Here is a 21,087-nt window from a genome sequence, read left to right as displayed (position 1 = left end):
CCGCCTCCTATCTCACGCTGCGCGCGGGAAAGCAGGCCCAGGCCGAGTTCGTAGACCGCAAGAGCCGCTTCATCGCGCAGCTTGTGCACGTGGAGGGCGAGGACGAGGCAAACGAGTTCATCGCGAGCGTGCGATCCAAGCATTACGATGCGCGCCACAACGTGCCTGCCTGGATCTTGGCCGACGGGCGTGAGCGCCAGAGTGATGACGGCGAGCCGCAGCGCACGAGTGGCATGCCCACGCTCGAGACGCTGCGCGGAGCGGGCCTCAAGAATGTCTGCTGCGTGGTGACGCGCTACTTTGGCGGCACGCTGCTAGGGCCGGGTGGCTTGGTGCGGGCGTACACCACGGCCACGCAGATGGCCATCGAGCAGGCCCGTGAGCAGGGGCTCGTGGTCGAGAAGACGCTCGTGGTGCCCGTTGAGGTGGGCATTCCCTATGCGATGCACGATCGTGCGCGCGACCTCGCGGCGCGCAGCGGGGCGCATGTCGCGGCCTGCGACTATGGTGCCGACGTGACGCTCTCGCTCGTGTTCAGGGCGGGCGAGCAGGACGCGTTCGTGGCAGCCATGCGCGAGCTCATGGCGGGCGAGGACGTGTGCCTTGTGGGCGACGCGGAGTTCGACGAGTTCTAGCGCCCGGTTGTTGGCCGCTGATGGGTGGCTATGGCGTGCGTTCCGTGCTTGCCTCTACCCCGTGCCCGCGTGCTAGGCGGGCGCCATGCGAGCGCGCTGTGTACCTGTTATGCGAGCGTGCCGAGGTAGGCTTCGAGCTCTGTGGCGTCGCCAGTGAAGTGGAAGGCGTCAAGGCCGGCCACGCGGGCGCCCGCGCAGTTGTCGAGGTTATCGTCGACGAAGACGCAGCTTGCGGGGTCAAGGTCGTAGCGCTCGCACAGAACGCGGAAGATGGCCGGGTCTGGCTTCATGAGGCGCTCGCGGGCAGACACCACGAGCCCGTCGAGGACGTCGAAGGCGGGGGCCTGCGAGAGCTGCTGCTCGATGCGATCGTTGGCGTTGGAGAGCACGTAGACGCCCCAGCCGGCATCGTGGAGGCGCAGGGCGAGGTCGTTGGTGCCCTCGATGACACGCGAGAACTCGGGCCAGTGCTCGAAGCATTCGTGAAGGTTGGGAAGCAGGCGCTCGGGGGTGTGCGCCTCGGCAACGCGCATCATCGTGGCGTGGTCGATGGTGCCCGAGTCGAGCAAGGCCCACTCGCCGCGACCAAAAAACCCCTCGTAGAGGGCCTGCGCGTCTTCCTCGCTGTCAGTAAAGACGCGGGCAAACTCGCGGCCGTCAAAGGTCATGAGGACGTTTCCCATGTCAAAGACGATGTTTCGCTTGGCTCCCATGTCTGCCTCCTCGCAACGTTTTTGGCCATTGTAGCCGTCTCGCGTGAAGTCGGCGCGGCTCGCGTCTGCCGCTTCATATGCGCCGTTCGTGTAAGGAGATGGTAGGGACGCGCCCGGCATGGGTAACAAAGCTCCATACGACCGTCTCGGGGGAGGCATGTCTATGGAAGTGTCGTTTGCGCAGTTTGTTGCCCAGGTGACGTCAAATCCCGTGTTAGCGATAACCACACTGCTTACGCTGGGCGTCATTTTCGTCAATGGCTGGACCGACGCCCCCAACGCTATCGCCACCTGCGTGACCACGCGCTGCATGCGCGTGCGTCCGGCCATCATCATGAGCGCGGTGCTCAACTTCTTGGGCGTGCTCGTCATGACGCGTCTCAACGCCAGCGTTGCCTCGACTATCTCGAACATGGTCGATTTTGGCTCAGACACCCATGCGGCCCTCATTGCCCTGTGCGCGGCGCTCTTCTCGATTGTGGTGTACAGCGTGGTCGCGTCGGTCTTTGGCATCCCCACGTCCGAGAGTCACAGCCTCATCGCGGGTCTCACGGGTGCGGCCATCGCCATCCAGGGAGGGCTTGCCGGCGTTAACGGCCAGGAGTGGGTCAAGGTCATATATGGCCTGGTCATGAGCTTGCTCTTTGGATTTGTGATTGGATGGCTGTGCTGCAAGCTCGTGACGATCGTCTTTGCCGCGGCAGACCGCAGACGGGCCGACGGCTTCTTTCGCTATGCCCAGATCGTGGCTGCGGCGGCCATGAGCTTCATGCATGGTGCGCAGGATGGCCAGAAGTTCATTGGAGTGCTGTTCTTGGGCGTGGCGTTCTGCAACGGCCAGACCGGCGTCGAGGGCACGGTCATTCCCGTTTGGCTTATGATTCTGTGCAGCCTCACCATGGGTATTGGCACGAGCGTGGGCGGCGAGCCCATCATCAAGAGCGTAGGCATGGACATGGTCAAGCTCGAGAAGTACCAGGGCTTTGCGGCAGACCTCGCGAGCTCGGTGTGCCTGCTTGTGATGACCGAGCTGGGCATTCCCGTGTCGACGACGCACACCAAGACGAGCGCCATCATGGGCGTTGGCGCGGTGCGGCGCCTGTCGGCCGTCAACTTTGGCGTGGTTCGCGACATGATGCTCACGTGGGTGTTCACGTTCCCGGGCTGCGGCCTCATCAGCTTCTTCATGGCAAAGCTGTTCATGTTCCTGTTCTAGACAAGGCTGGCGCGGGCGGGGTGGCCGGGCGTGGCGTCCCGCGATGCGCGCAGAGGGAGGGGAGCCGGCAGATGGCACGCAAGGCAGATAGCTACTACTTCGACAACTTCAATGCGGCGGCCGAGAACAACTGCCGTGCGGTGGCGCTGCTCGAGAGCGTCATGCGCAACTTCGACGCGGACGTGTTGTCACAGCGCATCGAGGAGATGCATCAGATCGAGCAGGCCAACGATGAACTGCGTCACGAGCTGCTCGACACGCTTGTGACGGCGTTTATCACGCCCATCGAGCGCGAGGACATAGCGCAGCTCAGCAGCAACCTCGACGACGTCACGGACTGCATCGAGGGCGTGCTGCACCGCCTCTACTACAACAACGTGCGCGAGGTGACGCCGGGGGCGCTCGAGATGGTGGGGCTGCTCGTGCAGGCGTGCGAGGAAGTGCGCAAGACGGTGGCCGAGCTGCCGCAATTCAAGAAGTCCAAGGTGCTGCACGACCACATCGTCTCGATCAACACGGTCGAGGACCTGGGCGACAAGACCTTCGTGCGCATCATGCGCGAGCTGCACACGGGCGGCGTCGACGCGCTTGGACTCATCAGCACGAGGGAGATCTACATGTACCTGGAGTACTCGATCGACGCGTGCGAGCACGTGGGTGACGAGGTCATGGGCATCGTGATGGGCAACAGCTAGTGACTGGCGTGGCCGGTGTCCGCGCCCATTTGGCGGAGATAAGCTTCAAAAACCTAGTGGGCGGGATATCATTGTGCCCTAGCTGCTCAAACGCGCAGCTTTACGCATGATGAGAGGAGACGGCATGTCTGAGAGCAGGTGGAGGGTCGGGCTCTTTGGCCTCGTCCTGGCACTGCTGTGCTTGGCTGCGCGCCCCGCCTACGCAAGCGTGGCGGACGGTCACATTTCCACGGGCGAAAACCTCTTGGAACTCGTGAGCAAAACGAACGCGAGCGACACGCGGGGCAAGACTTATACGCTCGATGCTGATGTGTCAATCGACACGAGCACACTTGCTACGAGCTTTAGCCGCTACAGCCCCTCGCGCACGTTTGCGGGTACGCTCGATGGCGCGGGTCACACCATCACGGTTGTGGCGCCTGCCGACGACAAGCTCTCGCAGCCCCTGTTCGACCTGGTGCAGGGCCAGTCGGGCCCTTCTGCTGGTCGTGCTCAGATCAAGAACCTGACGCTAACCTTTAAAGGCAGCGCGCAGGGTGCCACGCTGGCTGGCGGCATCACGAACACGCTGATTGATGGCGTGGGCGTCAACTTCGAGAACGTGGAGCCGGCAAGCATTGGCGGCCAAGCGCTTTCCACGGGTCTCGTGGGCTATTTCTTTGCCGGTGAGAACTCCTTTGACACTAGCAGGGCCTTCACCAAGATCACGGGCGTTTCACTCAATGGCGGTAATATCGGCTCGCTTGATGCGCGAGGAGAATCCACGGTCTATTCCGGCTCCTTGGGATCGTTCGTGGGAGTCGGCAACGTTCTCATCGAGAACACGCGGGTTAATGTGGGCAACGTGTTTGCAGTCGCGACTTCGGGGAGTGCTTGTGCGGCCGGAGCTGTGACCGGTGACCCTTGGGGGCAGTGTCAGCTTGCGCTTAATGGTGTTACGGCGCACGCCTCTTCTCTTGTGTCTAAGAGCTCTGGCAATTCGGACGTATATGCCCTCGGTCTTGCCACGAGCCCCATCGCCATGACGGATTGCCACGTGATTGTTGATGGCGACATCAGCATCGAGAGCGGCAGCAGCAACTCGAGATCTGACGCCGTTGCATCTGGCCTGTGCTTCAGACCATATTGCACGAGAAATGCCGAGCTTGGCTATAGCGCTGTGAGCAATACCTCCGTTAAGGTTGTTGGCAACATTTCTGCCACGAGCAGGGGAGGTGCTAGTGCAGGCGCCTATGGTCTTGCCTATCTGTTCGAAGTTGATGCGGGTTGGAGCGGTATCGAAGTCGAGGCCAAGAACATCGAGGCCATGAGTGCATCTGGCGAGGCCTATGCGGCTGGAGGCGCCTTCCTTCAAACCATCCAGAATCAGAGCAATGTTGGCTTGGCTACGCTTGATGACATCTCTGTTGTGACAGATCAGATTCTTGCAAGCAGTACCCAAAACAGTGCCTATGCGCAGGGTCTCTTTGATCTCGCGAGCTATCCGTGCAATAACTGCTCGGTCAAGGCTGGTGCCATCTCCGCCAATGCCGATGGAGAGGCCGAGGCTGCCGGTTTCGTCAACACCTATATGCCGGATCCCTATACTGACCTGGCTGTGACTGGCCCCATCGCCAATAGATGCAAGGTGAGCGTGGGAACCATCTCTGCCAGTGGCAAGAGCGGCGACAGAATTCAGAACAAGGTTGGAGGGTTTGCCTTTGACGTTGCCGGCAACCGCTCCTATACCGTCCAAAACTGCAGCGTCACGATCACGGACGGCCTTGACGCGCTGGTCGACAGCGAGTCGGTTCCCAAGAACGTGGGCCTCTTCTCTGCCACCAACAGCAGCGGTACCAAGCTGTTCAACAACACGGTGACGCTGCCGCAAAGTCAGGCCAACGTCGTGGTGCTCAATGGCGATGACGCCGGCAGCTATGTGCGCTTCACTGCCGACGAGGCCGATGGCCGCGCCGCTTCGACCGACTGGCAGAGAGGCAACCAGGTGCTCTTCTCGGATGCCCGCGGCGGCGGCGATGTTACCTGTGCGTTCGACAGCTCGAGTGACCATGGCACGCTCTGGCGCTTGCCCGACCCGCAGTTTGGCGGCCTCACCATCTCGTGCGACGCCACGGGAGAGGGCGCGCAGGCCTCGGACGAGTTTACGTTTACGTTGACGCTTGACGACGCTACGGTGAGCGGCACCTATGGTGACCTGCAGTTTGTCGATGGTGTGGCAACGTTTACGCTCAAGGCCGGGCAGAGCGTCACGGCTCTGAAGCTTCCCGAGGGCGTGGGCTACAAGGTGAGCGTTGTTGCACCCGAGGGCTATACGGTTGCGTCGAGCGAGGGCACCGAGGGCACGGTCGAGAAGGACGAGACTGCTGTCGTGAGGTTTACTTTCAACAAGGAGAAGCAGCCCGACCCCAAGCCCGTGACGCCCAAGCCGACCACGCCCGATGACGGCAACGGTGGCAATGGTGGCAGCGGCAACGGTGGAGCTGCCAATGGTGGCGGCGCGTCTGGCTCCAAGCCTACTACCGATGAGCAGCTGCCTCAGACGGGTGATGTTACGTCCGCTGCTCCTCTCGCGCTTGTTGGCGTGGCTGTGGTGATGGCTGGTATCGCTGTGGCTCGCAAGGGGCGATAAATCCGCTGGTATAGGTCATGCGCGGCCCCGGACTCCTCTCGCGAGTTCGGGGCCGTTTTTTGTCCGATGCCCGTACTGCAATCGGGCCAACGTAAGACACGGAAAGGAGCTGCAATGGCTGCTGCGGATTACGAAATGGCCGAGGTCGACCTTCTGCAAATGAATGAGTTGTTCGACGAGGCGCTCGAGGGTCCCGCGGCCGAGCTCTACGAGATGGCGATGGATGCGGGCTGCTATCAGTCCATCATCAACCTGGGCTACATCTGGGAGTATGGCCGCACGGGCGAGCGCAACTACGAGAAAGCCTTCCAGTACTACGGCCGAGGTCATCGAGGGTCAGCAGCGCGCTCGCGAGCTGCTTGAAGATGAGAATGAACAAGTATTGGTCAGCGCCTGCTAAATCAAGCGCGCCATGTCCCGCGCGAGGCGCCTATACTAAGGGACAACTACGGAAGAAGGCAGTCATGGGAAGAAAGATCAAGTGCCCAAGCTGCGGCAGCCTCAATTTTGAGGCCGTGGCCAGCAGCAAGAAGTCGCTCTCGCTTGGAAAGGCTGCCGTTGGGGGAGTGCTGCTGGGACCCCTTGGCGCCGTGGGCGGCGCGATGCTGGGCAAGAAGGGCAAGACCACGTTCGTCTGCCACGAGTGCGGCAACACCTGGCAAGTCAAGCTGTAGACGAGTGATATCGGCTTTTAGCGCGAGGGGCTGCATCCTCTGTTGGGATGCAGCCCCTCTAATGCAGCTGGCGTATTGGGGCACATCCGTGCCGTGCGGAGCGGTTGGCTTACTTGCCCATGACGATGCTCCTGAAGACATCATCAAAGGGCTCCCAGCTGGGCTTCTTGAGCGTTTCCATGTTGGCGATCTCCGCCTCGATGCCGGCTATTTTCGACTCAATCCATGCGTTGAGAGCATCGATGCGCGGGCGCGTCTCCCGCTCGGGCTCATTGACCTTCTCGCGCAGGAGCTCGTTGACGAGTGGGGCAACGGCGGTGTCAAGTTTGGCCTCGGCAAGCTCGTCAAAGCGCATGGGCGCTGGTGCGCGCTCGTCGAGGATCCAGCGGGCGGCAAGCAGTGGACGGATCGCGTAGAAGTACTTCTTGGTCTTGACCGTCTCGCCCAACAGAAAGGCCTCGTAGTTTCGCGTGGCCATGCGCAGATAGTGGTAGACGCACGGCTTTGGCTGAAAGGCCGTGCTCGCGAGCTCGCGCACCTGGGAGAATGCCGGCAGCTCGCGGTAGACGATGGGTGAGGCCAGCCATTCGAAGACGGTGGGATTCGACCCGCGCATGAGGCGCAGGAGCTTGCCTAGGTCCCAGCCGTTGATATCGATGACGTCGTCGAGCCTCCACTCGATGACGTCGCGTCGCCTCTCGAGGCCAAGGTAGCAGGCGAGACCGCGCGTGTAGACGAAGCGCACGTCGCAGTCGCTATCCGGCGAGGCAAAGCCCCAGGCCTGGCTGCCCGACTCGCAGGCAAAGAGCACGCGTGTCCCCCTTGGCCTTCTCCAACTCGTCTAGCTCATGGTTTATGGTGGCGTGCATGTTGCTTCCTCCACTCGGATATCGCCGAATTCCGCCTGACGGCTAATAGGGGATCTTCATTGCTGGAGTAAGCTTAAAGGATGTTTCTGACAGTTAATGAGTCCGACCATTGCTACGAATAACGATTGCGAGTCCATATGAAGAGCTATAGCTTGGACAAGCTCGAGAAGAGAGCTCCAGGAAGTATGGCAGCACGAGGCACATGACTTTACCCCGTGGCTTGCCGAGGAGTCCAACCTCGAGATGCTTGGGGATGCCATAGGCATTGAGCTCGAGCTTATCGAGACGGAATCTTCCGTCGGCTCATTCAGCGTCGACATCTATGCCAGCGAGGTTGGCACGTCTCGCAAAGTCGTTATCGAAAATCAGCTCAAGGAGACCAACCACGATCACCTGGGCAAGGTCATTACCTATGCCGCTGGCAAGAATGCCGAGGTAGTGGTCTGGGTTGTTGCCCATGCGCGCGAAGAGCATCGCCAGGCCATCGAGTGGCTCAACGAGCACACCGATGACGACGTTGCCTTCTTCCTGGTTGAGATTGAGCTTTGGGCCATAGGCGACTCTCTGCCGGCGCCTCGCTTTAATGTGGTGGAGCGTCCCAACGAGTGGGCCAGAAGCGTGCGGCATAGCGAGGACTATTCTGATACCGAAAACCTGAGGCTGTCCTACTGGACAAGGTACCGGGAGATTACCGCCAACACCTCGGAATTTGCGCGAGTGTTCAAGCCTCGCAAGCCCTCTCGAGCCCGTTGGACCATTCTCGGCTGCGGGACGAGTGCCTATCATCTGGCGTTGATTGTAGACGTTCTCCATGACCGCACGGGCATTGAGTTCTACGCATCCGATAGCAAGGAGATTGGCGAGGCGGTTATCGCCGAGTCGTCTCGAATCGAGAGGGAGCTTGGTGTCGTTGCGGAGCCGTTTAGGGCCACCAAAGACTGCGGCGTTCGCTTCTACCATGCCGGTCGGCCACTCAAGGACAATGAGACGGCGTGGGACGGCTACATTCGCGAGCAGATGAATTGGGCTCTTGACCTGCGACGCATTCTCGATGAGATGGGTCTTTAGCCGGGGTTGTGCGGTTGGGATGCTACTTTGTTTTGTGTCCGGAAAGTCTCTTACACTCGAGCCACAGGGCGAGCAATACTGCCCGTCTGAGTTAGAAAGAGGCAATCATGAGGCATTGGGGACTTGTCACGCTTGTTCTCGGACTTCTGCTTTGGCCCATTCTCATTCCCGTCTATCTGCTGGGGATGCTCATCGGCGGCAAGTAGGGTTGTCTGCTTTCGCGGGCGTAATTCTGTCCGTTCTTCCTTAGAATGAGACATAGCAACGGGTGCTAGCCACCCGCAATTGGTTATCGCGCGCTGCCCGCGCGATCTGAGCCCTGGAGCGTTTTCGTGAAGCGAATTGCGAAAAACCTCCGGGGGGGGGGCTTTCGCTGACGCGAGTCTCCCTTCGGTAGAGCAGGAGCGCAACTCCCTCGATAGAGGGGGCTGCGCCTAATGGAGTTTCTCGACAACACGGGTAGAAATCGCCTGGGCGATGCCCTCTCAAGCGCCTTGGACGAGGGCTCAAAGCTGTCAATAATCAGCAGCTACTTCACGGTGTTTGCCTATGGCGAGCTCAAGGAAGAGCTGTCGAAGGTTGATGAGGTTCGCTTCCTCTTTAGCGAGCCCACCTTCATCAGGCGCATGGCGAATGCTAAGGAGCCACGAGAGTTTGCGCTCTCCCGGGTCTCTCGCGAGCGTTCCGTGGGCGGCCGCGGGCTTGAGTTGACGCTTCGCAACAACCTTAACCAGCGAGCGCTTGCACGCGAGTGCGCTGACTGGATTCGCGCCAAGGGCACGTTTAGGTCCGCGAAGACCAGCGGGGTGGTTCAACCCGGCGGAACCTATGTGGTCGAGAACCCGAACGGGAGCGACCATGCCTTCATGGGCGCAACTGCAGACTTTACGCTTGAGGGCCTCGGTTACGAGCGCCGTCCCAATACCGTTACGGGCGTGAGCCACTTCGAGGGCCGTACTGAGGCGCAGGGGCTCAAGGCTCTTTTTGAATCCGTCTGGAGCAACCCCGCAATGGTGGAGGAGGTCACCGAGCAAGTGGCCGTCCAGGTGAGCAGCCTCTACAGGGAGAACTCCCCGGAGTTCGTCTACTTCCTTACCCTCTACCACCTGTTCAGGGGTTACCTCGCGGATGAGGACAATGACCTGCGTCCCGGCATCAGGCTCGAGGACTCCGCCATCTGGAACAAGCTCTATGACTTCCAGAAGGACGCCGTCGTTGGCGCCATTCGCAAGCTCGAGAAGTACAAGGGCTGCATCATCGCCGACAGCGTTGGCCTGGGCAAGACCTTTGAGGCCCTTGCCGTTATCAAGTACTACCAAGAGCGTAACGACCGCGTGCTCGTCCTTTGCCCCAAGCGCCTGCGCGACAACTGGACGCTTTGGACGCAGGACAACGATGACAGGAATCCGCTTGCGGATGACCGCTTCAACTATAGGGTGCTCAACCACACCGATCTTTCGCGCTATCACGGCAAGAGCGGTGACATCGACCTTGAGCATCACAAGTGGTGGAACTATGACCTGCTCGTCATCGACGAGAGCCATAACTTCCGCAACAAGAGTACCGACTCCGAGAAAAAGGACCGCTATACGCGCCTTATCGAGGACGTCATCAAGAGCGGCGCCCGCACCAGGGTGCTCATGCTCTCTGCCACTCCGGTGAACAACCGCCTACTCGACCTGCGCAACCAGATTGAGCTCATCACGGAGGGCAATGACGCGTACCTCGAGGAGAGCGACGGCATACCTTCGATTACGCAGGTGACGCGCGTGGCGCAGCAGCGCTTCAACGAGTGGAGCAAGCTCGATGACGACCAGCGCACAACCGAGAGCTTTGCGAATGCCGTAAACGCCGACTACTTCAAGTTGCTCGACATCTTTACCATAGCCCGCAGCCGCAAGCACATCACCAAGTATTACGGGGCGCAGAGCGGAACGTTTCCCACGCGCAGAGCGCCACTCTCGTTCACCACGGCCATCGACTCCAAGGGCGAGCTTCCCTCAATCGGCGAGCTCAACGATATGATCTCGCAGCTCACCTTTGCCCAGTACCAGCTGCTTCACTACGTCTATACGCAAAAACGCCCCAAGTACGAGGCGCGGTATGGCGATTCTTGGGGCAAGGACTTCGAGAGCCAGATACATCGCACCACGTCTGTGGTCAATCTCATGCGCGTCAACCTGCTCAAGCGCATGGAGTCCTCGGTCTATAGCTTCCGAACAACGTTGCGGACCATTCTCGACGGAACCGAGGAGACGCTGAATAGGCTGCGAGCCGGCGAGGCGAGCGCCACCTATGAGGCGGACGGCATGGTCGACGGCCTCGAAGATGATGACGCCGAGGAGTTTGAGGCTGGTGGCAAGGTGCGCGTTGACCTGCGCGACACTGACCCGCTTATGCTTGGGCAGGACCTCGAGTTCGACATCGCTCTGCTTAAGAGGTTGCTTGCCTATGCCGATGCGGTAACGACAGAGCGTGACGCCAAGCTTACAAAGCTGCGTGAGTTCATCATCGATAAGGCGCGCAACCCCTATAACGAGGGCAACCGCAAGATCCTCGTGTTCAGTGCGTTTACCTCGACGGTTGACTATCTCTTCAATCAACTCGCCCCCGTCCTCAAGGATGAGCTGGGGCTCGAGTGCGCCGAGGTGGCGGGGACCGTCAACCGCACCTTCTCGCTCAGGCTCCCGCGCACGGACTTCGAGAACATCCTTGCCCACTTCTCCCCAGTGTCCAAGGAGCTGCCCGAGGCCCTTCGTGCCCAGGGTGAGATTGACATCGTATTTGCGACGGACTGTATCTCCGAGGGCCAAAACCTCCAGGATTGCGACTGCCTCGTCAACTACGACATCCACTGGAACCCCGTGCGCATCATCCAGCGCTTTGGACGTATCGACCGCCTGGGGTCGAGGAACAAAGAGATCCAGCTTGTCGACTTCTGGCCCGATATCGAGCTTGACGAGTACATCCAGCTCGAGAATCGCGTCAAGGGCCGCATGGTCCTGCTCGACACGAGTGCCACGGGCGAGGAGAACGTGCTCGAGGCCAAGGCGACGAGCGAGATGAACGACCTCAAATATCGCCGGCAACAGCTCAAGCAGCTTAGGACCGAGGTCCTCGACCTCGAGGACATCTCCGGTGGCATCTCCATCACGGACCTCGCCTTCGACGACTTTCGCGTGGAGCTTCAGCGCTATAGCGGTGAGTACCCTGGCGTGCCCGAGGCGGCTCCGATGGGGCTCCATGCCGTCGCGGCCATTCCGGACGAGCTGCGCGGCGAGCTGGCTCCGGGTGTTGTCTTCTGCCTCGAGCAGACCGATTACAGCCGCGACCCAAAGGACACGAACCCCACGTATCCCTACTACGTGGTGTATGTGTCGCGCGATGGTAAGGTGCAGACCAGACACACGCAGCCCAAACAGGCGCTCGACATCATGCGAGCCGCTTGCTCTGGCAAGGCGGAGCCCCTGGCCGAGCTGTGCCGCGCCTTCAATCGCGAGACGCGCGACGGCGAGCGTATGGGCGCCTACAGCGACCTGCTCGACAAGGTGGTTGCGGCCATTGGTGGCGTGCAGCAGGACAAGGGCATCGAGAGTCTCTTTAGCCTGGGCGAGGTTGGCGGCGGCACGAGCCTGGGCTTTGACGACTATGCGCTCGTGAGCTTTGTGGTGCTGCGATGAGCGGGGTCAACTGGAAGAGCGTCTTCTGCCTGCCGAGCGATGCGCTGGCGGGGGAGCGCCGCATTCCCAAGGTGGTCATGGTGCGCCAGGCGTCTCTTACCAAGACCGAGCAGAAGGTGCTCGACAAGGTGGCTGCCATCAGGCACTTTGCAACGGTGCAGAAGTCGACGACGCGCATTCTGCCCACCGTGGATGCCGAGAGAGACATCCAGAGCATTGTCTTCCTCGTGTGCGAGATGGCTGGTTCATCTGCCTATGCCGAGGTGGCCGGACTCATCCACAAGTGTTTCCCCAATCCCACCGTCTTGCTGCTCGAAGGGGAGGGTGAGGTCTGCGTCTCGGTCTCCATCACGCGCAAGAGCTTGGCCGAGAGGGGTGCCGTTGTCGTTGACGAGGTTCAGGCATCAGGAGCATTTGAGTTCGACGGATCTCTGGTTGAGTCCTTTCTTGCCTCGCTCGCGTTCGATGGGCTTCCCCAGAGCGACCTGTTCGCCTATGTGGGTGCGCTTGCTTGGAACGTTCGGGTGTTCCGAGCAGCGGAGTCACTCGGGTTTTATCCGCAGTGCAACGAGGCAGATCGCAACCTGCTGGAGAGCCTGTTGACGAATTGGGATGAGCTCGAGAAACAAGCCTCTGAACTGCGAAAACGGTGGAGAAATCCTGGCCTGAGCCTCAATGAATCGGCAGGGCTGCGGATTGAGCTCAAACGATGCGAGAAGGAATTGGCCCAGGTGGGCAGCGAGATACGGGAGATCTGCTATGAGTGAGATTGGGAAGATGGACCTGACGTCCGAGAACGTCGTTGATGATAGGTTGGCCAAGCTCAAGGAGCTGATGCCCGAGGTCTTCTCAGAGAGCGGCATAGACTTCGACAAGCTGAGGCTGGAACTTGGCGACGAGGTCGACGAGGGCCAGGAGCGCTATGCCTTTACCTGGCCGGGCAAGATGGATGCCATTCGCCAGTCGCAGACCGTGAGCGAGGCAACGCTTCGTCCCTGCGTGGAGAAGAGCCGTGGTCGCGATGGCGAGGACGGCAGCTTTGACTCTGACAACATATACATCGAGGGCGACAACCTCGAGGTTCTGAAGCTTTTGCAGCGTGGCTACCACGGCAAGGTGAAGATGATCTACATCGACCCGCCGTACAACACGGGCCATGACTTCGTGTACAAGGACAAGTTTGGCGACACGATCGAGAACTACAAGGAGCAGGCCGGCCTTGCGGGACAGTCAAACGCCGAGACGAGTGGCCGCTTCCACAGCGACTGGTGCTCGATGATGTACCCCCGTCTGAGGCTGGCCAGGGAGTTGCTGAGTGACGACGGGGTCATCTTCATCAGCATCGATGACAACGAGTTAAATAACGCAAAGAAAATATCTGACGAGATCTTTGGCGAGGACAACTTCGCGGCGCAGTTCATGTGGACGAAAACTATGACACCACCTGCGCTTGCATACAAATGTCGAAAGACTGTCGAGTATGTTCTTTGCTATGAAAAAGTTGCTAATAAATCAAAGTTTTTCGGGAGCTGGCTGGAGAACGGAGATGCACCTCTATTAAATACTGGCAATCCGGTAAAGGAGCTAAAGTTTCCAGCCGGAACTATTCGTATTGGCTTTCTAAATCGCGGTTCCATCCCTTCGGGCCATTATGAAGGTGCCGATATACTTGAGACAATCTATGTAGAGAATGGCGTCAACTCGAACGAAGCCGTGCTTAAGGGCTCATTTAAATGGAGTCAAGACACCCTTGAAGAAGAGGTGTCCCTCGGCACTTATTTCCTAATCAAAACAAACAAAATGTCAGTTAGATTCCAGAGAGCTGACGGCGAGCGATACAAGACGCCCACAAACTATCTGCCGATTAAGCTTGATAATTCAAATGGGGTTGGAACCAACGAGAGCGCTAGTTCTGATTTGGACAGATTGGGTATGAGCTCTCTCTTTGATTACACGAAGCCAAAGAGCTTGATAACCACATTGGTCAAAATGCGCTGCTTTCTTTCCGGGGATGATGTCGTCTGTGATTTCTTTTCTGGCTCCTCGACGACAGCCGTTGCCATAATGGAATTGAATGAAGAAGACGGCGGGTCCCGCAAGAGCATTTCCATTCAGCTTGCGGAGGAGATTAAGCCGTCTTCGTCCGACGACGCAAAAAAGCGAGAGCTAACCAACAGGCGGATTTCATTTTTGGATTCACTCGATAGACCTCACCTCCTCACCGAAATCGGCGAAGAGCGCATCCGTCGCGCTGGCGACAAGATCAAGGCAGAGGTCGAAGAGGCAAACAAGAAGCTCCCCGACATCGGTTTCCGCGTCTTCACTCTCGACAACTCGGGCATTGAGAAGCCCGAGCCTGGCAAGCTCGTGCTCGACGTGGTCAAGCCCGACCGCTCCGATATGGACATCGTCTTTGAGATGATGCTCAAGTGGGGCCTCGAGCTCACCCTTCCCGTTGAGCAGGAGGAGGCCGCTGACTACCCCATCTACTCCGTTGCCTGCGGGGAGCTCGTCTGCTGCTTTGCCCCTGGCCTCACCATCGAGGCGCTCGAGGCCATCGCGGATATCGAACCTCGCCGCGTCCTCATGCGCGACTCCATTCTTACCGACTCGCTCAAGCTCAACGCTGCCCAGGTCTTCAAGCGCGTGGCCGAGAAGACGGGCCGCGAGGTTGAGCTGAGGACGGTGTAACCATGGCTTTGGAACTCAAGTACTCCTCAGACCAGCAGCATCAGGTCGAGGCCGTGGAAAGCGTCTGCGATCTCTTCCAAGGCCAGGAGTTTATGGACGCCAAGTTCACTGCGGCAAGGGGCCGGGAGGGCTCGCTCTTTGCAGCCGAGGGCCTCCAGATTGGCTATGCCAATGGCCTGCGCCTCTCTGCCACCCAGTTGGAGCAGAACCTCCATGCCGTTCAGGAGGAGGAGAGCCTGCCGCCCACCAGCGCGACAACCAAGGGGCGCCTGCGCGACTTTACGGTTGAGATGGAAACCGGTACGGGCAAGACCTACGTCTACATTCGCACCATCTACGAGCTCAACCGCCGCTATGGTCTCACCAAGTTCATCATCGTTGTGCCGTCGGTGGCCATTCGCGAGGGCGTCAAGAAGAGCTTCGAGAGCATGAAGAGCCACTTTGACGTGCTCTATGACAAGACGCCGCTTGAGTACTTCGTCTACGACTCTAAGGACATGAGCTCGGTGGGAACGTTTGCCACGTCCTCGTCCATTCAGGTCATGATCATCAACATCGCCGCGTTCATCCGTGGCTATCAGGACGATGGGGCGGCGGAAGAAGGAAACCTATTCCACCGTGCCAGCGAGCGCCTGGTTGGTGGCCACAGCCCTCGCGAGCTCGTGTCTTCCTGCAATCCCATCGTCATCATCGACGAGCCGCAGGACGTCGACAACACCCAAAAGGCCAAGGGGGCCATTAACAGCCTGAACCCTCTCTTTGTGCTGCGCTACTCTGCCACGCACAAGGAGAAGTACAACAAGGTGTATCAGCTTGGTCCCGTCGACGCCTTCCAGATGGGCCTGGTCAAGGGCATCTGTGTGGACTCGGTGCGCTCCGAGGAAGACCTCAACGGATCCTACGTGAGTCTGGAGTCTGTGAAGGCGAGCCCCTTCTCGGCTAAGGTTTCGATTGACGTGCGTCAGAAGGACGGTAGCCAAAAGCGCAAGAAGGTCACGGTCAAGACGGGCGACGACCTCTACGCCAAGAGCGGCGAGAACTCTGACTATGAGTCTGGCTGGGTGGTCAACAACATCTCTGCCGCCCCAGGCAGCGAGTGGGTTGAGTTTCAGAACGGTACCACGCTCGAGCTTGGCCAAGCTGTGGGTGACATCGCGGAGGAGGTGGTCAAGCGGGCTCAGATTCGCAAGACCATCGAGGACCATCTGCAGAAGCAGCTTGAGCTCTATCCTCTGGGCATCAAGGTTTTGTCGCTCTTCTTCATCGACAAGGTGGAGAAGTACCGCCTCTATGATCCGGTTCGCAATGGCGAGTACGCCCAAATGTTCGAGGAGGAGTATGCGGATGCCGTGAGCTCCGCCAAGTGGCGCAGCCGCTATGAGAAGGCGGGTGTGCCACTCGACGTCGGTGCGGCCGCCGTTCACTCGGGATACTTTTCTCAGGATGGCAAGGGGCGCATCAAGAACACGAGCAAGAAGGCGGAGTCCAGCGCCGACATCTCGACGTTCGAGACCATCATGAGGGAGAAGGAGACGCTGCTGTCGTTTCCGTCGGACAAGGACGGCGACGAGGAGCATGCAAAGAAGCGCATCCAGTTCATCTGGAGCCATTCTGCGCTCAGGGAGGGCTGGGACAATCCCAACGTCTTTCAGATCTGCACGCTGGTCGAGACCAAGGACACCATGACCAAGCGTCAGAAGATTGGCCGTGGCCTGCGCCTTTGTGTTGACCAGAACGGCGAGCGCTGCTTTGATCGTGACGTGAACGTGCTTACCGTCATCGCCAACGAGAGCTACGAGGCGTTCGCCAAGGGCCTTCAGGGCGAGCTCGAGAAGGATGGCATTCACTTTGGCGTACTGGCGCCCGAGTCCTTCTCGCGCATTGCCCTCGAGTACGAGGGCGGCCACGAAGAACGACTGGGGTATGAGAGGTCTGCCCAGGTGTACGAGGTTCTTAGGGCAAAGGGGCTCGTGGATGACAAGGGCAGCGTGACGCGCGAGCTCAAGGAGGCTGCCGAGCGCGGCGACGTTCCGCTGCCCGACGGCGTGGAGGCGGCGCAGAACGCGGTGTGCTCCGTCATCCTGCACAAGGCCCAGAAGCTGCAGATCAAGGACAAGGCGAAGGAGGTCACGGTCGAGCTCTCAAAGGACGTCTCGACCGACCCCGCGTTTCAGGAGCTGTGGGACCGCATTCGCAGGCGCACGCGCTTTGAGGTCGACGTGGACTCCGAGCGACTCATTGCGTCTGCCTGCGAGAAGATTGGGGACATGCCAGAGGTTAGGACTCCGGAGGTGTTCTCGACCATGGCGGGCGTCTCGATTGATGATGCTGGCGTCGAAGCCGAGGCCGACTCGCGCTCCCTGGTACGCGTGGCGGGGGCCAGGGCCTACGATCTGCCCGATCCCATTGCCGAGCTGCAGGATACTGTGGGCCTTACCCGCGCAACGATTAAGGCCATTCTTGAGCGCTGCGGGCGCTTTGATGAGTTTGCCCGCAACCCCGCGGTGTTCCTTTCTCAGGTGGCAACGAAGGTCAGCGTTGCCAAGGCCGAAGCCGTTGCTGCTGGTATCAAGTACACCAAGCTGCCGGATTCCGAGTGGTACAGCATGGAGGACCTTAAGCCTCATGAGGTTAAGGCCTACCTCGACCAAAACGCCTGGGAGCCAAAGCACGGCAAGAGCCTCTACAACTACGTGGTCTACGACTCCTCTTCCGTTGAGAAACCGTTTGCTGTTGAGCTCGACCTATCCGACGAGGTGAAGGTGTTCGCAAAGCTGCCGAGTAACTTCAAGATTGATACGCCGCTGGGATCGTATAACCCAGACTGGGCGTACGTCCGTGAGGTTGAAGGCGAGCATCGCGTCTACTTTGTGACCGAAACCAAGGGCGGTGGCAACAACAACATCCAGAAGCGTCCCAGGGAGGACGGGAAGATCCAATGCGCCAAGAAGCACTTCGAGGCGCTGGACCTTGGTGATGACTTTGTCTACGACGTGAAGACAACGTACGTGTGATCTCGAAGCCTAGGGTGTTAAACAACAAAGCCCGGTGGCATTCCGTTTGCTACCGGTCCTTGCTGCATTTATCATGTGCGCTGTTCAACGCCCGGCGATTATTCTCGCGCCCACGTGTGGTTGTTGGCGAAATCTATCAGCATGCCGCTGGGCGTTATTGGGTTTCTTCTTATCCCAACCCAAGCACCTCTTGAGCCTTCAACTTTGCCGAGAGAAACCTGAGCTGGTTTGCCGTTGCAGCCCTCTTGTCCGCCACGGACTCCACGCCTAGACGCTTTCGGACTTCCGCTGCGCCGGGCTGCTCGGCAAGCGTTCCGTTAATAAGTTTGCTTAGCAGGCTGGCCGTAGCCCTTGCGTCGGAGAGCGCGTGATGATCGTGTCCGTTGGGGTCATGGTAGCCAAACCAGTCCGCAGCATCCCCAAGCGAGACGGCCTCTCTGTCGAGACCCATGAGCGGTGGAAAGAGGGGCTGGATGTCGAGCCAATCCTTTGGAAGCCTGTTCGTTGGGATGCGCTTGACGAGGCATTCCTTGGTCAGCTGCCGCTTATCCGTTCTGCTCCACGTGATCATGCGAGCCGGAAGATTGCCAATCCACTCCGCCAACTGAAATACGACCACGCTGAGCTCGTCGGCGTTATAGACGTCGTAGCTGGTGATGCACGTGAGGTCCTTGACAAACCAGTTGACGCCGTCCGCGTACTGGGGTGCCACGAGGTGTGAAAACTCGCCGCAGTATTCGCCTTGGGCATCCAATTTGACGGCGCCCATCTCGATGATTTCGTTCTTGAGTTCATCGACCCTATGCTCAGTGGACACGGGGGGTGAACTCGAGGTCGATGACGATGTTTCTTGCGCGCCAATTGCCGTTGGGGATGCCGTCCATCGCGACTCGCTTCTGATATTGAGGCCTGTAAGTCAACTCATTTTACTAGCGCTCTCGGACATTAAAGGCTGTCTCTGGTAACCGCTAGGACGAGTCTGATTCCCGCGTTGAGCTGCTTACTTAATAGCGCGGTGAGCATTCTTGAGGTGTCGACGGCGCCAACGTCAAGGTCGTCACCAACGACGATTTCGTGGCTCATTCGGTCAAATTCATGGAAGAATATGATGACGCCTTTAGGGCACTGGCGAACATCGATTGATTGGATCTGTCATGAGCGTGCTGTTTATCGAATATCCCAAGTGCTCCACCTGCAAGAAGGCCAAGAAGTGGCTTGACGATCACGACGTTGACTACATCGACCGCGACATCGTGCTCGACAACCCCACGGCTGGCGAGCTCGCCAGCTTCCATGCTCGTTCGGGCCTGCCCGTGCGCCGCTTTTTCAACTCATCTGGCATGAAGTATCGCGAGCTTGGCCTTAAGGCTCGCCTCGACGCCGGCATATCCGACGCTGAGTGCTTCGACCTGCTTGCCACCGATGGCATGCTGGTGAAGCGTCCGCTGCTTGTGGGCGATGACTTTGCCATCCCCGGGTTTAATGAGGCCGCCTGGACCAAGGCGCTGCTGGGGGAGTAGGCTCGCCCGCGCGTTGGGACGCTCGTTAGATGCTTTGCTTTGTGAGGGCGTCGGGATTATCCCGGCGCCCTCTCTTTGTCTTGAATGTGACGGTGTCGCTGGGCGTGACCGTCAGGCCGGGCGCATCGCTACTGGGGTACGGTCGCCTGGCCGGACGCGCCGCTGCTTGAACAAATCCCAGATACTGAACGTGGCCTTGCCGCGCGTTCTTGTCGCAATCGACTTCTTGATGCGGGGCTTGCGCATGCCAAACTTCATTGGCGTCTCCTTTGGGCTGACTGCTTCTGTCAATGTAAGCGGTTTCTGGTGCAGCGGCCTGCTGTTTAGGGGATAGATTTGAGCTTGGAAGCGTCCCCATGAGGCCTCTTGATGTCCGTTGAATTGCAGTTCTGGTGTCTGCTTGGACGATTTGTGGTCCGGCTGAGCCAGATTCCCTATCCGTTATTTTGATCAGCTACACCGGAAACCGGTTTCACTGACATTTTTGGAAGGACAAACTTTCTGGGCGCGCCAAATGGCGGCGTGTACGTGTCCTCCAAGCTCCCGACCGTTGCCATTCTGTCAGTGAAACCGGTTACATGTGCGGTACGTCGATATTTAGGGATAGGAAAGTGAGCTATTTGGGTGCACGCTTGACCCCTTGAGCGTTGCGCGGCAACGCAAGTCGGTCGCCGTGAGCTCCTGAGTCTATCCTTTAATTTGCGCCATCGCACGTGTAACCGGTTTCACTGACATTTTTGGAAGTGCGAAGTTTCTTGCTAGCAAGAGAGCGCGTTTTTGCAGCCAGCGAGGATGCGAGGAACGTACTCTGAGCTATCCGTTAAATCAAAATGGAGCCCGTTGTTGGTGCCTGTCGGAACTAAAGCGCCCTAAATGGCCAATCCGGGGTATCCTTTGATTTCTCGATTGGCTGCACTGAGCCAATTTCATGCCAGACGGGCGCAACAAGACTGCCTGTCTGTCCACTAATTAGCGCTCCGCTACGATATTTCCCCCCGCGCTTTTCTACGATGGGGCAACCGTAACCCCTCGGGAAGGAAGAAACATGGCGGATAACAACGCACCTCAGAAGCCCAAGTCGGCAGCCGCAATCGTGGGCCTCGTTCTGGGCATCATTGCCCTGGTGACTTCGTTCTTGCCCTTCATCAACAACCTCTCGTTCGTCCTTGCCGCCATTGGCCTGGTGTTTGCCATCGTGGGACTCGCCGGCGCGCTTCGCGGCAAGAAGGTCGGTAAGGGCATGGCCATTGCGTCGGTGGTCGTGAATGTGCTCGCCGTCGTTATCGTGCTGAGCACCCAGAGCATGTACGCTGCTGCAATCGATGATGCCACCGCCTCTCTGACCTCGAACGATGCCGCCGCAACTCTCGATGCGACCGCTGCTGCTGACAAGTACTCCATCACCGACGAGGCCATGGACGGCGATGCCTACTCGACCAAGATATCGGGCATCCTTACCAACAACACGAACGACCAGCTCAGCTACGTTCAGGTGAGCTACAACCTCTTTGACGCCGACGGCAACCAGATTGGCACCGCGCTCGCCAACACCAACAACCTCGCTGCCGATGGAACGTGGAAATTCGAGGCCACGGGAATGACGGCCGTCGACAAGGTCGCAAACTATAAGCTGGGTGACGTTTCTGGTTTCTAGGCTCTAGGCATTTGGTGGGAGAGGGCATC

General features: G+C 59.0%; 16 protein-coding genes and 1 pseudogene. 13 read left to right on the top strand and 4 right to left on the bottom strand.

All coding sequences use genetic code 11. From position 1 onward, the window contains the following. Positions 1 to 17 precede the first annotated feature (17 nt). The gene (locus Q3866_RS02855) at positions 18 to 635 is read left to right on the top strand and encodes a YigZ family protein (protein ID WP_301829469.1); all 618 of its coding nucleotides are present in this window, start codon (positions 18 to 20) and stop codon (positions 633 to 635) included. 107 nt (positions 636 to 742) lie between these two features. Here Q3866_RS02855 and Q3866_RS02850 read toward each other — a convergent pair whose 3' ends face one another. After that, positions 743 to 1,348, bottom strand: coding sequence for an HAD family phosphatase (locus Q3866_RS02850; RefSeq protein ID WP_301829436.1), 606 nt, complete (start codon positions 1,346 to 1,348; stop codon positions 743 to 745). Between the two features lie 163 nt (positions 1,349 to 1,511). Between Q3866_RS02850 and Q3866_RS02845 the strand changes: the two genes are divergently transcribed. From Q3866_RS02845 to Q3866_RS02825, 5 genes are all read left to right on the top strand, one after another. Beyond that, a complete protein-coding gene (locus Q3866_RS02845; protein ID WP_301829435.1) occupies positions 1,512 to 2,564 on the top strand; it encodes an inorganic phosphate transporter in 1,053 nt (350 codons plus the stop codon). A 71-nt stretch (positions 2,565 to 2,635) separates the two neighbouring features. Next, positions 2,636 to 3,259, top strand: coding sequence for a DUF47 domain-containing protein (locus tag Q3866_RS02840; RefSeq protein WP_301829434.1), 624 nt, complete (start codon positions 2,636 to 2,638; stop codon positions 3,257 to 3,259). A gap of 124 nt (positions 3,260 to 3,383) precedes the next feature. Then, a complete protein-coding gene (locus Q3866_RS02835; RefSeq protein WP_301829433.1) occupies positions 3,384 to 5,888 on the top strand; it encodes an LPXTG cell wall anchor domain-containing protein in 2,505 nt (834 codons plus the stop codon). Positions 5,889 to 6,002: 114 nt separating this feature from the next. Further along, positions 6,003 to 6,251: a hypothetical protein gene (locus Q3866_RS02830; RefSeq protein ID WP_301829431.1), complete on the top strand. Its 249-nt coding sequence runs from the start codon at positions 6,003 to 6,005 to the stop codon at positions 6,249 to 6,251. A 101-nt stretch (positions 6,252 to 6,352) separates the two neighbouring features. Beyond that, positions 6,353 to 6,562 (top strand): hypothetical protein, encoded by a 210-nt coding sequence (locus Q3866_RS02825; RefSeq protein ID WP_301829429.1) that lies wholly within the window; start codon positions 6,353 to 6,355, stop codon positions 6,560 to 6,562. A 109-nt stretch (positions 6,563 to 6,671) separates the two neighbouring features. Here Q3866_RS02825 and Q3866_RS02820 read toward each other — a convergent pair. Beyond that, positions 6,672 to 7,376: pseudogene (locus Q3866_RS02820) on the bottom strand (nucleotidyltransferase domain-containing protein); the annotation flags it as partial. 298 nt (positions 7,377 to 7,674) lie between these two features. Here Q3866_RS02820 and Q3866_RS02815 point away from each other — a divergent pair. From Q3866_RS02815 to Q3866_RS02795, 5 genes are all read left to right on the top strand, one after another. Continuing rightward, positions 7,675 to 8,499, top strand: a complete 825-nt coding sequence (locus Q3866_RS02815; protein WP_301829425.1) for a DUF4268 domain-containing protein — start codon at positions 7,675 to 7,677, stop codon at positions 8,497 to 8,499. A 437-nt stretch (positions 8,500 to 8,936) separates the two neighbouring features. Further along, on the top strand, positions 8,937 to 12,179 hold the full coding sequence (locus Q3866_RS02810) for a helicase-related protein (RefSeq protein WP_301829424.1): 3,243 nt from the start codon (positions 8,937 to 8,939) through the stop codon (positions 12,177 to 12,179). Then, entirely contained in the window at positions 12,176 to 12,946 is a 771-nt protein-coding gene (locus tag Q3866_RS02805; protein ID WP_301829423.1) for a DUF4391 domain-containing protein, read from the top strand. The genes Q3866_RS02810 and Q3866_RS02805 overlap by 4 nt, the downstream gene beginning before the upstream one ends. Beyond that, a complete protein-coding gene (locus Q3866_RS02800; RefSeq protein WP_301829421.1) occupies positions 12,939 to 14,870 on the top strand; it encodes a site-specific DNA-methyltransferase in 1,932 nt (643 codons plus the stop codon). Before Q3866_RS02805 ends, Q3866_RS02800 begins: the two co-directional genes overlap by 8 nt. A gap of 2 nt (positions 14,871 to 14,872) precedes the next feature. Continuing rightward, entirely contained in the window at positions 14,873 to 17,884 is a 3,012-nt protein-coding gene (locus tag Q3866_RS02795; RefSeq protein ID WP_301829418.1) for a DEAD/DEAH box helicase family protein, read from the top strand. 169 nt (positions 17,885 to 18,053) lie between these two features. Here the strand turns inward: Q3866_RS02795 and Q3866_RS02790 are convergent, their stop codons facing one another. Next, entirely contained in the window at positions 18,054 to 18,701 is a 648-nt protein-coding gene (locus Q3866_RS02790) for a 3'-5' exonuclease (RefSeq protein ID WP_301829417.1), read from the bottom strand. Between the two features lie 337 nt (positions 18,702 to 19,038). Between Q3866_RS02790 and Q3866_RS02785 the strand changes: the two genes are divergently transcribed. Next, positions 19,039 to 19,404, top strand: coding sequence for an arsenate reductase family protein (locus Q3866_RS02785; RefSeq protein ID WP_301829415.1), 366 nt, complete (start codon positions 19,039 to 19,041; stop codon positions 19,402 to 19,404). A 111-nt stretch (positions 19,405 to 19,515) separates the two neighbouring features. On the opposite strand, the gene Q3866_RS02780 is transcribed toward Q3866_RS02785, so the two are convergent. Beyond that, complete coding sequence (locus tag Q3866_RS02780) at positions 19,516 to 19,662, bottom strand: hypothetical protein (RefSeq protein ID WP_301829413.1); 147 nt, start codon at positions 19,660 to 19,662, stop codon at positions 19,516 to 19,518. A 787-nt stretch (positions 19,663 to 20,449) separates the two neighbouring features. Here Q3866_RS02780 and Q3866_RS02775 point away from each other — a divergent pair. Beyond that, on the top strand, positions 20,450 to 21,058 hold the full coding sequence (locus Q3866_RS02775) for an FxLYD domain-containing protein (RefSeq protein ID WP_301829412.1): 609 nt from the start codon (positions 20,450 to 20,452) through the stop codon (positions 21,056 to 21,058). The last annotated feature ends 29 nt before the right edge of the window (positions 21,059 to 21,087 follow it).

The organism is uncultured Parolsenella sp., from assembly GCF_958346945.1.
In the GTDB taxonomy this organism is placed as follows: domain Bacteria; phylum Actinomycetota; class Coriobacteriia; order Coriobacteriales; family Atopobiaceae; genus Parolsenella.
This window is presented reverse-complemented; position numbering and strand designations above follow the sequence as displayed.

Bases quoted from the DNA above. Each gene is read 5' to 3' on its own strand.
- Q3866_RS02850 (WP_301829436.1), bottom strand. From the start codon at position 1,348: ATGGGAGCCAAGCGAAACATCGTCTTTGACATGGGAAACGTCCTCATG.
- Q3866_RS02845 (WP_301829435.1), top strand. From the start codon at position 1,512: ATGGAAGTGTCGTTTGCGCAGTTTGTTGCCCAGGTGACGTCAAATCCC.
- Q3866_RS02840 (WP_301829434.1), top strand. From the start codon at position 2,636: ATGGCACGCAAGGCAGATAGCTACTACTTCGACAACTTCAATGCGGCG.
- Q3866_RS02835 (WP_301829433.1), top strand. From the start codon at position 3,384: ATGTCTGAGAGCAGGTGGAGGGTCGGGCTCTTTGGCCTCGTCCTGGCA.
- Q3866_RS02830 (WP_301829431.1), top strand. From the start codon at position 6,003: ATGGCTGCTGCGGATTACGAAATGGCCGAGGTCGACCTTCTGCAAATG.
- Q3866_RS02825 (WP_301829429.1), top strand. From the start codon at position 6,353: ATGGGAAGAAAGATCAAGTGCCCAAGCTGCGGCAGCCTCAATTTTGAG.
- Q3866_RS02815 (WP_301829425.1), top strand. From the start codon at position 7,675: ATGCTTGGGGATGCCATAGGCATTGAGCTCGAGCTTATCGAGACGGAA.
- Q3866_RS02810 (WP_301829424.1), top strand. From the start codon at position 8,937: ATGGAGTTTCTCGACAACACGGGTAGAAATCGCCTGGGCGATGCCCTC.
- Q3866_RS02805 (WP_301829423.1), top strand. From the start codon at position 12,176: ATGAGCGGGGTCAACTGGAAGAGCGTCTTCTGCCTGCCGAGCGATGCG.
- Q3866_RS02800 (WP_301829421.1), top strand. From the start codon at position 12,939: ATGAGTGAGATTGGGAAGATGGACCTGACGTCCGAGAACGTCGTTGAT.
- Q3866_RS02795 (WP_301829418.1), top strand. From the start codon at position 14,873: ATGGCTTTGGAACTCAAGTACTCCTCAGACCAGCAGCATCAGGTCGAG.
- Q3866_RS02785 (WP_301829415.1), top strand. From the start codon at position 19,039: ATGAGCGTGCTGTTTATCGAATATCCCAAGTGCTCCACCTGCAAGAAG.
- Q3866_RS02780 (WP_301829413.1), bottom strand. From the start codon at position 19,662: ATGAAGTTTGGCATGCGCAAGCCCCGCATCAAGAAGTCGATTGCGACA.
- Q3866_RS02775 (WP_301829412.1), top strand. From the start codon at position 20,450: ATGGCGGATAACAACGCACCTCAGAAGCCCAAGTCGGCAGCCGCAATC.